Origin of the sequence: Corynebacterium sp. MSK035 (genome assembly GCF_030232615.1) — a bacterium.
In the GTDB taxonomy this organism is placed as follows: Bacteria; Actinomycetota; Actinomycetes; order Mycobacteriales; family Mycobacteriaceae; genus Corynebacterium; species Corynebacterium jeikeium_D.
Genome location: NZ_JASPJP010000011.1, coordinates 78116 through 89127 on the forward strand (window position 1 = coordinate 78116; position 11012 = coordinate 89127).

Below are 11012 nucleotides of genomic sequence, written 5' to 3' on the forward strand. Positions count from 1 at the left end.
CTCAGTAGAGGTATGGGAAAGCGCAAACGCAAGATTGCAGAACCCGCGGAGTATCTCACTCCGCTGTTTGACGCCCACACGCATCTCGCGTCCTGTGGGGCGCAAACTCCGGAAGAGATTGCGGCGCTCATGGACCGGGCCGCCGCAGCGGGCGTCGTCGGAGTCTGCACGGTCGGCGATGGCATGCCGGAAACCGAACTGGCCTTTGCCGCTGCGCACGCGCACCCCAACGTCTGGGCCGCCGCCGCCATCCATCCGACGCGCGCGCACGAGCTTGACGACGACGCCAAGGCCCGCTTAACCGAAATGGCTGCCGACCCCAGGGTTGTGGCCGTGGGGGAGACGGGATTGGATTGGTACTGGCTGGATTCCCTCGACGGCTGCGCGTCGAAGAGCGAACAGCTGGCTGCGTTGCAGTGGCATATGGAGCTCGCAGCAACCGTCGGCAAGCCGTTGATGATTCATAACCGCGACGCCGATGAAGACCTGATGGCGGCGTTGGACGGCTACGACAATACGGTCATTTTGCACTGTTTCTCTTCGCCCATCGAGGTTGCCCGCGAAGCCATTGCACGCGGTTACCTGCTGAGTTTTACCGGCAACGTGACCTTCAAACGCAATGATTACCTGCGGCAGGCTGTGGCTGAGGCGCCGGCGGAGCAGCTGCTGGTGGAAACCGATGCCCCGTACATGACCGCGGAGCCTTTCCGAGGTGCGCGCAACGAGTCCACTTTTATCGGTCATCAGGCGCGTGCGATGGCCGCAGCCCGAGAAATCGGGGCGGAGGAGATGGCACAGATTTTGACGGATAATGCACGTCGGGTGTACGGCATTTAAGCACGTGCTGGCGTATTGCCGCCCCTGAGCTGTGGAAATGCAGCCGGGGCGGTTTGTTGTATTTCCCGTCACTTTTATCGATATATTTTAGACAACACTGAATCTTTACCGTACTGTTACAAACTGTATTTCTTTCATTTGCTAGCTGCCCCATCCTCCGAAAGGCTGTGACGAACCCCGTGAGTGCTGCGAAGAAGCGTCATCTCAATCGTGCTAATGACGGAGTCTCCACTTCGTCCAAGATTGCCGCAGGCGGTCTGGTCGCTGCTGTTGCTCTGGGTGGTACTGTCGCAGCATCCAACTATGACACCATCACCGTCGAAATCGACGGTAAGGTTGAGCAAATCGCAACCTGGTCCAAGGATGACAAGGCCATTCTGCAGAAGGCTGGTGTCGAAACCACCGGTGGCGACCTGGTTCAGCGTCAGGGCGATCTCACGGACGGCGGCAAGCTGGTCTACCGCTCTGCCAAGCCAGTCACGATGATTGTCGATGGCAAGCCGCAGGAGCACAAGACCAATGCCATCACTACCGATGAGCTGATTGAAGGTCTGAAGAAGCAGGGGCTCATCTCCGATAAGGACAAGGTCGAGGTCGAAAAGGGCGAGATTTCCGCTAAGGGAGTCGAACTCGACGTCGTTCGTGCCAAGAATATTGTGCTTCACGACGATGCCAAGGACATCGACCTGACCGTCCCGGCTATGACCGTCGGAGATGTGCTGGCTCAGCGTGGCATTGAACTGCGTGAAGATGACACCGTCGAGCCGGGTCTGGATGCTCCGGTCACCGAGGGGATGCGCATCGCTCTGTCTCGTCTGATTGATAAGACCATCACCGAGACTGAGGAGATTCCAGCTCACGAGAACATCATTGAAGATGATTCGATGTTCGAAGATGAGCGCATCGTTGAGCAGGAAGGTGAACCGGGCCAGGTAGAGCGTCAGGTCAAGGTCACCTCTCGCGATGGTGAAGAGCTCGGACGCGAGGTCCTGGAAGAAAAGGAGCTAAAGGCTCCGGGTATCTCCACTATTCGCCAGGGCACTAAGTCTCGCATTGCAGCTCCGGCCGCTGGCTACGGTGTGTGGGATCAGCTGGCTCAGTGTGAGTCCGGCGGCGACTGGGCTATCGATACCGGTAACGGTTTCTCCGGTGGTCTGCAGTTCACCGATTCCACTTGGGCAGCTTACGGCGGTACTGAGTATGCACCGCGTGCATCGCAGGCTTCCCGCGAGCAGCAGATTGCTGTCGCTGAGCGTGTCCAGGCTGGTCAGGGTTGGGGCGCATGGCCCGCTTGTACCGCTTCCATGGGGCTTCGTTAAAGCTAGTTCCGTCTAGCCATAACGAGCTAAGCCTATTTTTTGTGTTGACCCCGTAGTATCTAACTGTGACTAAAGCAGAAGTTTCTTTCTTGGGGCCGGTCGAAGTACGCGACTTGGCGGCGCAGTTGGATATTGTCCCGACGAAGAAATTGGGGCAGAACTTCGTCCACGACGCCAACACCGTGCGTCGAATTGTCGCTGCGGCGGACTTGCCGGAGGATTACTACCCTGTTGAGGTTGGCCCCGGCTTGGGCTCGCTGACCCTCGGGCTGCTCGAACACTGCGGCCGCGCGGCGGCTGTTGAAATCGATTCGCGGCTGGCGGCGCGTCTGCCCCAGACAGTCACTGAGCGCGCCGAGGGCTGCGCACTTGAGCTCATTGAGAAAGATGCGCTGAAGGTCAGCCGCGAGGACTTTCAGACTGCCCCAGATGCGCTGGTGGCCAATCTGCCATACAACGTTTCTGTACCGGTGCTGCTGCACATGCTTGCCGAGCTGCCCACCATCCGTCGCGTGCTCGTGATGGTGCAGTCTGAGGTCGCTGACCGGCTGGCGGCTCAGCCGGGCTCCAAGATCTACGGTGTCCCCAGTGTCAAGGCCGCCTACTACGGCACAGTGCGTCGCGCCGGTGCCATTGGTCCGCACGTCTTCTGGCCGGTCCCCAAGGTTGATTCCGGGCTCGTTCGCATTGACTGCTACGCTCGCTCCGACGCTCCAGAGAACTCCAAGACCGCCGATGCCCCCGAGGCCCCGTGGGAAATCTCGCCGCAATTCCGCGCGCGCCTTTTCCCGCTTATCGACGCTGCTTTTGCGCAACGCCGCAAGACCCTCCGGGCGGCCCTATCGGGGATTTACGGATCTGGTGCCGCAGCCGAAGAGGCGCTTATGGCAGCGGGGATTGACCCCAAGCAGCGAGGAGAGAAGCTTGAAATTGCCGATTTCGTTCGTCTCGCTGAGGTCTCACGAGACCAGCGCTTTTAATAAAGGACAGGCAATCTTTCCCCATGCACCGTGACGACACCCCCAGTAGGGCCGAGATCGGCCGGCGCGAACCGCGCAGCCTGGCTTGGACTAAGTTCTGGCCTGACGACGACGGCTGGGTGTGCAACTGCATAGTTTTCCGCGGTGACCGCTTGCTGCTTCTGCTGCGTGAATACGAGGGCTTCCTCGGGGGCCAGTGGGATTTGCCCGGTGGCAAGCTAGACGCGGGGGAGGAGCCCGTGGAGGCCGCTGTGCGCGAACTGCGTGAAGAGGCCGGCTTGCGCGCAGCGGAGGTCAGCGAATTTGCCCATTATTCCAATCCGGACTTGGGCGGGGAGAATTTCCGCTTCCACACGGTGACCTTTCTAGTACGCGAGGCCGACGACACGCAGAATGTCCAGCTCAGCGGCGAGCATCCGGAATTTAAATGGGTAACCCGAGAGCAGTTCGATGAGCTGCCGGTGGCCTGGTATGTCCGGCGTGTGCTTGGCAACGTCGAATGGGGCACAATAAATACTCATCATGGCGAATCTGATTAATTGCGAGAATATTTCTAAGTCCTTCGGGCTCAAGACTCTGCTCGACGGCGTCAGCCTCGGTGTTCAAGAGGGCGACCGCATCGGTGTTGTCGGTTTGAACGGTGGCGGCAAGTCCACACTGCTGAAGATTCTGGCAGGCGTGGAGCCAGCGGACTCCGGACGTATTTCGCGAGCCAACGACATGGCCATGGCGCATGTCACCCAGGGCGCCGAGCTCGACCCGAATTCCACCGTGTTTGAGTGCGTCATTGCACCGCTGGGACTCGCTGAACACGAGTGGGCGGGTAACGCTTCCATCCGCGAGGTCCTCGATGGCATCGGTATCAATGACCTCGGTATGGATACCAAGGTCGCCAATCTCTCCGGTGGTGAGCGCCGTCGCGTTAACCTGGCGGCCGCGCTGGTCCGAGATCTGGATCTGCTCATTCTCGATGAGCCAACGAACCACCTCGATATTGAGGGTGTGCAGTGGTTGGCCGATCATGTTCTTTCGCGCCGGGCAGCCCTGGTCGTCGTCACGCACGATCGTTGGTTCCTGGATACCGTTGCCACGAAGACGTGGGAAGTCCACGATGGCACCGTCGATTTTTACGATGGCGGTTACAACGACTGGACGTTCGCGCGTGCCGAGCGTGCGCGCCAAGCCGATGCCGCCGAGCAGCGTCGCCAGAACCTTGCGCGTAAGGAACTCGCGTGGTTGCGCCGGGGTGGGCCGGCCCGCACCTCGAAGCCTCGCTACCGCATCGAAGCAGCTGAGGCTCTCATCGCCGATGTCCCGGCGCCGCGTGATTCCGTGGAGTTGATGGCGTTTTCGCAGCGTCGACAGGGCAAGGTGGTCGTAGAGCTAGAGCATGCGTCCCTGGAAACGCCCGATGGTAGGGAATTGCTTAACGACGTCACGTGGCGTCTGGCCCCCGGCGAGCGCATTGGCCTGGTCGGTGTCAACGGCTCGGGTAAGACGACTTTGTTGCGCGCATTGGCGGGAGACTACCCCTTAAGCGATGGCAAGCGGATTGAGGGCAAGACGGTGCGTCTGGGTTGGCTGCGACAGGAGCTCGATGATCTGCCGCTGGATATGCGTGTGCTCGACGCTGTGGAGGACGTGGCGACCTACATTGACCTGGGCAAGAAGCAGATTAGCGCCTCGCAACTGGCGGAGCGACTGGGTTTTTCCCCGAAGCGGCAGCGCACCCCAATCGCAGACCTCTCCGGCGGTGAGCGTCGCCGCTTGCAACTCACACGCGTGTTGATGAGTGAGCCGAACTTCCTGCTGCTCGACGAGCCGACGAATGACCTGGATATTGACACGCTGCAGGAATTGGAAGACCTGCTGGACAATTGGCCGGGCACGTTGGTGGTCATCTCGCACGACCGCTACCTGATTGAGCGTATTGCGGACTCGACCTGGGCCCTTTTCGGCGATGGTGAGCTGACGAACCTGCCAGGTGGGATTGGTCAGTACCTCCAGCGCCGCGCACAGCTGGCTGACAGGGGTGCACGCGTCACTGCCACGCGAACTCGTGAAGATGATGCTGCCGAAGAGACATCGAAGCTCTCAGCTGCGGAAGCTCATGCTGTCCAGAAGAAGATGAGTGCTCTGGAGCGGAAGATGGCGAAGCTCAGCCAGCAAGAAAGTGAACTGCATGCGCAGATGGCGGAAGCGAGTGCTGATGTAGCCAACTTGGACACACAAAAGCTGGCGGACCTCGATCGCCGTGCTGCGGAGGTGGTTGAGCAGAAGGCAGAGCTGGAGATGGAGTGGCTGGAGCTAGGGGAGCAGCTCGAGGGCTAGCATCTTACTTCAGCTACTAGCCGAACATTTTAGGTATGAGCCGGGTACTCGTGGTCAGCGTGCCCGGTTCTTTCAATTTGCACCGTGGCGTGTTCAATCCCGTGGACGTCGTGAAGCAGTGCCTGCGCGCGGTCGAGCAATGCGTGCTCGTCGCCGTTGGGGAGCGTGTCGCAGCGCACGAGATGGACAGATGCCAGTAGGTCGCTGCCGTTGAGGGACCAGACGTGGAGATCGTGGACATCGACCACTCCGTCCAAGTCAGACAGGTCAGCAGTGATTCTCTCAGTGTCGACGCCCTTCGGGGTGTACTCCAGCAACACGTGGAGACAGTCGCGCACCAGAACGGCGGCTCGGGGGACGATGAAGAGCGCAATCACGATAGAGACCACCGAGTCGATGGCAGTCCAGCCGGTGTATGCGATAGCGATAGCGGAGATAATGACGGCGACCGAACCAGCGGCGTCGACAAGCACGTGCAGATACGCGCCGCGGACGTTGACGCTTTCCTTGGCAGCGCCGGCGAGCAGAAACGCCGCAATCACATTGGTGAGCAGGCCGATGACTGCGATGATGAGCATCGACGTGGTTTGAATCTCAGATTGCTCCACTGACCCGAATCGCCGGATTGCGCCCCAGAGAATCACAGCGGCAATGATGAAAACTGTCAGACCGTTGACGAGAGCAGTCAGAACCTCAACACGACGGTACCCGTACGTCGCGCGGTGATTGGCTCCGCGCTGGGCGATAGCCAAACCGGCAACTGCCATAAGCAGGCCTGCGGAGTCCGTCACCATATGGCCGGCATCTGCCAGCAGCGCCAGTGAACCCGAGACCAAGCCGCCGATGAGCTCGGCGAGAAATACGACAAGAGTTAGACCCGCAGCTGCGAGCAGGCGACGGGCAGGAGTATTCGCGGGGTCAATATGAGCGTGGTCATGGCCGTGTGAATGACCGTGTGAATGACCGTGGCCGTGTGAGTGGCCAGAGTGTTCAGTTGTGTCCATAACCCCTAATGATAACAGGGCTATTCAGCCTCCGGAAGATAGCTATCCGCCCACGCATAAATCAGGTCAGCAGCGCGCGCGGCGGACTTAGCGCGAGTGAGCAAGTGGTCTGCGCGATCCAAGCTCATCAGGGATTTTGGATAGCGAGAGACCTGGAAAATCTTCTGGGCGCTATCGATACCAACAGTCTGGTCGGTCGGGGAGTGCAGAATAAGCAGTGGCTTGCGCAGCTGGCTGAGATAAACCTCCGGGTTGTAGTCCGCCAACACTTCCAAGAACTCACGGGAGATGGGAATGCCACGACCTTCAATCTGCAGAACCTGCGTGCCGTGCTCATCGACCGTCGAAATGTCACCGGCGATGCGCACAATCGAGTGTGCCGGATCGAAGGGTGCACCGATTGTCGCTACCGCCTTGATTTTCGGCATATCGTGGCCGGCGTTCAGCGCCGCTGCGCCACCGAGCGAGTGCCCAATCAGTAGCGAGGGGGCCTCAAATTCTGCCTCCATGAACTCGTAGGCGGCCTTAAGGTCATCGATGTTGGTCTGGAACGTCGTCTCACCGAAATCACCAGTGGACTGCCCGAGGCCAGTGAAGTCGAACCGGAATGCCGCAATGCCCTTCTTCGCCAGCGCCTTGCAGGTGCGTGACGCGCCGGGCACCATCCGATTACACGTGAAGCAATGACCAAATAGCGCCCACGCGCGTGGCTGACCGTCCGGCAAATCAATTGATGCAGCCAGAGTCTCGCCGGTCGATCCCGTAAATTTTAGGTGCTTTGTTGGCATAGGTTATATCCGCGTCTCAGTGTGTGCTCAATGTGTGTACGTTTTCGCTTTACGACGCCCGTTGTGGTGGCGACCGTACGCAATATTAAGCCCGGGTGCCACAAATAAGTGAGGGATTGGGCGAAAAACTCGACCAATCCCTCAATCTCCTAGTGGCTGTGAGTTAACGCACCGGAACCCCCGGCCCCAGCGGAATGCCCGCGAGATACCACACGACAAAGAATAGGAACCAGCCCACCAGCATGCACAACGAGTACGGGATGGCCAGTGACATCAGCGTGCCGACACCCGCCGGCTTGTAGTACTTCTGCAGGAAGGTCAAGGCCAGCGCAAAGTACGGCGACATCGGTGTAATGATGTTGGTCGGGGAGTCACCAATACGGAATAGCTGCTGAGAGACCTCCGGGGAGACGTTGACGTACATCAGCATCGGCACCACGACCGGCGCCATCAGTGCCCACTGTGCAGAGCCCGAGGTAATCAGCATGTTGAGAACAGCCACCATCAGGACGAAGGCAGCAAAGAGCAACAGTGGCGGCAGATCCGCCTTGGTCAGGAATTCGGAGCCCTTGATGGCGGTCCACTGGCCGATATTGGACCACTTGAAGTAGGCCGTGAACTGCGAAACAGCGAAGAAGAGCACCATCATTGTGGTCAGTGTGCCCAGGCCACGTTCCATGAAGGCGGGCACATCTGCAGAGGAGGTGATGGTCTTGGCGCCAATGCCGTACGCAATACCGACCACGGCGAAGAAGAGGGCAATGGACACCACGACGTCGGTAAGCAGCACGGAATTCAAGATGCCGTCGCCTTCGCCGCGCAGAGGCGAACCCGGGATGAACAGGGCAGCGAACCAAAGCGCCAGGAAGATGACAGCGGCGATGTTGCCGTAGCGGAGGCCACGTCGTTCGGCATCGTTGAGGATTAGCTTGTCGCGGCCATTGCTGGAGCTGCTAGATGCGGTGTTCCGCTCCTCCTTCTTGGCGTTTTCCTCGGCAGCTTCCTCCGAAGCGCCCGGTTTGGTGAATTCCGCGGCATCGTGGTCAATGTGGTCGTCGTGGACGGTCTTCTCCACGTGCTTGGTAATAAACAGTTCAGTAACGGCGGTAATAATCAGAGCCAGCACAATCGACGAGGCCATAGTGAAGAAGTAGTTGGCCAGCGGTGAAACTACGTATTCCGGATCCACGAAGTGCGCTGCATGCGTGGAGATACCTGCCAGCAGCACATCGGTGATGTTGAGCACCAGTGACGAATTGAACCCGGCCGACGAGGCGGCAAAGGCGACCATCGCACCGACAATAGGGTTACGACCAACTGCGGCGAATGAGGCGGCACCCAGCGGAATGAGAATCACGTAGACGGCATCAGAAGCGATTGAACCAGTCACGCCGGCCAGTGCAACAATGAATGTCAGCAGGACAGGGGAGTGCACCTTGGAAATTGCCGCGCGGATTGCCGAGCCGATGTAACCGGAGTACTCCGCAATTGCGACACCGAGCATGCACACCAGAATCAGGCCAACTGGTGCGAAGTCCGTGAAGTTCGTTACCGCCTCAGAGACCATCTTTTGCAGGTACTCTGCGGTAGCAAGGCTTTCCACCTCGATGATGTCACCCGACGCGGGATCCTTGGCCTGCATACCCGCAGCCTCACCGAGCCACGAAGAAACGATGACTACACCGGCAAGAATCACGAATAGCCAAAATGGATTTGGCAGTGCGTTGCCGATACGTTCCAGTGTTGCTAGGAACCCCTTTGGCTTCGGTGGCGCTTTGTCCGGTTCCAACGTTTTTGACTGTCCCATATATATAAATCCCTCTGTGTTAGACGTTGGTAAAAGGTTAGGGGAAAGTAAGTTGCGTCACAACGTAAAAGGCCAGAGGCATATGTATGTCGGGTGCGAGCAGGCGCATAAGGGAAAGTTAAGGGAATAGCTAGGGAATAGCTGTAGTGCACCTTCTTCGACTAGAGTTAATCAGGTTATGGGCAAGAAGAAGTCGAAGAAAGAAAAGGTCAGCGCCAACAACGCGGTGGTGGCCACCAATCGTCGTGCCCGCCATGACTACAACATTCTGGACACCTACGAATGCGGTGTCGTTCTCGTGGGCACTGAGGTCAAGGCGCTGCGCGAGGGCAAAGCATCGCTTAATGACGCCTTCGCGACCATCGACGACGGCGAAGTGTGGCTCCGCGGGCTGCATATCCCGGAGTACTCCTACGGTTCGTGGACTAATCACTCACCGCGTCGCTCGCGCAAGCTGTTGTTGCACCGCAAGGAGATTGACACCCTGTGGGGCAAGGTCCGCGATGGCAACAACACGCTTGTACCCCTGAAGCTGTATTTCACCGACGGCCGCTTGAAGGTCGAGCTCGCACTCGCCCGCGGTAAGCAGGATTATGACAAGCGCCAGGACATCAAGCGCCGCACGGAGGAGCGCGAAGCTACTCGTGCGCTGGGCCGTCGTGTGAAGGGCATCAAGGGGTAAAAGAGGTCTTCATTAGAAGAAACCCTTTTTAGAAGGGGAACTCAGTCGCATCGACTGGGAGGATGAGTAGGCCAATGACGTTTTCGTGACGGTCAAAGGCAACTCGAGCCATCCATTCGCCAGCCTCATGTTTGAGGGTGGTGATGACGAGACTTGTGCCGAGAATCTTCGACAGGAGTTTCTGCGAGGTCGGTTCCTTAGTCCTGGTTCCCCCGAGGCTGGTGACTTGGGTGTCGTCGAAAGATTCGAACGCCCCAGTCTCGGTGAGAACATCTTCCCAGACAGAGTAGATAGTGGACCAGGGGAGATCCTTCCGGAGCTTTGGGGAAATCATGCTTACGGTTTCTGCTTCTTCGCCGTTGATGATGTGGCGAAGGAATTTTTCGCCGAGCTCGGCGATATGTGTAGTTTTTGTGGCAGTCATCAATTCTCCTGAAACGGGGTTTTGGACACTTCCGAACCGCTTGAATGCCGCTTGCCGGGAGATATTGAGTACATTTCCAATCTCTGCCCATGAATGGCCCGCTGCGCGAGCCTGCGCCACGGCATCTTCAAGTTCTTGTTCGGCAATGTTCGTTGCTTGCAGTCGGTGACGGATTGTCGTCAATGGATCCATGACTGCAGTCAACCATTGGTTGACGTCAGTGTCAACCCGGAGTTGACATTCGGGTGGGGGGGGCGGAGCCTTGCGGCGAAGCTTGTTGACTTTTCCCGTCGTAAAGCGTTATTCTTGAACATCCTTTGAGCGCAACGCACTTTCCCGTGCTCGAAGGCATTGTATGGGGCTGACATGGTTTCGACACCGTACAGTGAGCCAGGGGAAGCGTGCCGGTGCAGGCTAGAGACCACCGTTTAAGCGTCGTAGCAACTGATTAAGCGCCGAGAACACTCAGCGCGACTACGCTCTCGCTGCCTAATTAAGCGACTAGCGTGTCTGTCAGACCGGGCTTGCCCTTTGGTCCGGACCCTGGCATCGACTTAAAAGGGCTCGCCCGATGGGTGTGCCGTAAGGCTCATCAGGGATCTTCTTACTTGCGGCTGGGCCCGTCATTCGGACATGTTTGCCTGAGCCGAAGGGTCGAGTAGAGGCGATCGTGCGAACTGCGCACGGAGAAGCCCTGGCGAGTTGGCGGTGGACCCGAGTTCAATTCTCGGCAGCTCCACAGATTAAAATCCCCGGTCATTACGGGTTAAGTAGCAAAAAGTGTGTCCGCTCGGCGTGTTGCGGGGCGGGCACACCGTTTGTTACTTCATGGGGCCTTTT

10 protein-coding genes and 1 other RNA gene are annotated in these 11012 nt (G+C 58.4%); 7 read left to right on the top strand and 4 right to left on the bottom strand.

The genetic code is table 11. The annotated features are described in order from the left end of the window. Window positions 1-12 precede the first annotated feature (12 nt). The 5 genes from QP978_RS08100 to QP978_RS08120 all read left to right on the top strand — a co-directional run bounded on the left by QP978_RS08100 (window position 13) and on the right by QP978_RS08120 (window position 5467). On the top strand, window positions 13-837 hold the full coding sequence (locus QP978_RS08100) for a TatD family hydrolase (RefSeq protein WP_049171274.1): 825 nt from the start codon (window positions 13-15) through the stop codon (window positions 835-837). A gap of 179 nt (window positions 838-1016) precedes the next feature. After that, window positions 1017-2156 (top strand): resuscitation-promoting factor, encoded by a 1140-nt coding sequence (locus tag QP978_RS08105; RefSeq protein ID WP_049193061.1) that lies wholly within the window; start codon window positions 1017-1019, stop codon window positions 2154-2156. A gap of 65 nt (window positions 2157-2221) precedes the next feature. Continuing rightward, window positions 2222-3136, top strand: a complete 915-nt coding sequence (gene rsmA / locus QP978_RS08110) for a 16S rRNA (adenine(1518)-N(6)/adenine(1519)-N(6))-dimethyltransferase RsmA (RefSeq protein ID WP_284857044.1) — start codon at window positions 2222-2224, stop codon at window positions 3134-3136. 23 nt (window positions 3137-3159) lie between these two features. Further along, on the top strand, window positions 3160-3675 hold the full coding sequence (locus QP978_RS08115; protein WP_049171266.1) for an NUDIX hydrolase: 516 nt from the start codon (window positions 3160-3162) through the stop codon (window positions 3673-3675). Next, window positions 3659-5467: an ABC-F family ATP-binding cassette domain-containing protein gene (locus QP978_RS08120; protein WP_284857045.1), complete on the top strand. Its 1809-nt coding sequence runs from the start codon at window positions 3659-3661 to the stop codon at window positions 5465-5467. Before QP978_RS08115 ends, QP978_RS08120 begins: the two co-directional genes overlap by 17 nt. A gap of 29 nt (window positions 5468-5496) precedes the next feature. Here the strand turns inward: QP978_RS08120 and QP978_RS08125 are convergent, their stop codons facing one another. The 3 genes from QP978_RS08125 to QP978_RS08135 form a co-directional block, all read right to left on the bottom strand. Further along, window positions 5497-6471: a cation diffusion facilitator family transporter gene (locus QP978_RS08125; RefSeq protein ID WP_016423250.1), complete on the bottom strand. Its 975-nt coding sequence runs from the start codon at window positions 6469-6471 to the stop codon at window positions 5497-5499. Window positions 6472-6491: 20 nt separating this feature from the next. Next, window positions 6492-7259 (bottom strand): alpha/beta hydrolase family protein, encoded by a 768-nt coding sequence (locus QP978_RS08130; RefSeq protein ID WP_048733555.1) that lies wholly within the window; start codon window positions 7257-7259, stop codon window positions 6492-6494. Between the two features lie 163 nt (window positions 7260-7422). Next, a complete protein-coding gene (locus QP978_RS08135; RefSeq protein WP_284857046.1) occupies window positions 7423-9066 on the bottom strand; it encodes an AbgT family transporter in 1644 nt (547 codons plus the stop codon). A 178-nt stretch (window positions 9067-9244) separates the two neighbouring features. On the opposite strand from QP978_RS08135, the gene smpB reads away from it, so the two are divergent. Continuing rightward, window positions 9245-9748 (top strand): SsrA-binding protein SmpB, encoded by a 504-nt coding sequence (smpB, locus tag QP978_RS08140; protein WP_038626299.1) that lies wholly within the window; start codon window positions 9245-9247, stop codon window positions 9746-9748. Between the two features lie 28 nt (window positions 9749-9776). Here smpB and QP978_RS08145 read toward each other — a convergent pair whose 3' ends face one another. Continuing rightward, complete coding sequence (locus QP978_RS08145; RefSeq protein WP_016423247.1) at window positions 9777-10172, bottom strand: DUF3887 domain-containing protein; 396 nt, start codon at window positions 10170-10172, stop codon at window positions 9777-9779. 357 nt (window positions 10173-10529) lie between these two features. Between QP978_RS08145 and ssrA the strand changes: the two genes are divergently transcribed. After that, window positions 10530-10914: a transfer-messenger RNA gene (gene ssrA, locus QP978_RS08150) on the top strand. Window positions 10915-11012: the final 98 nt, after the last annotated feature.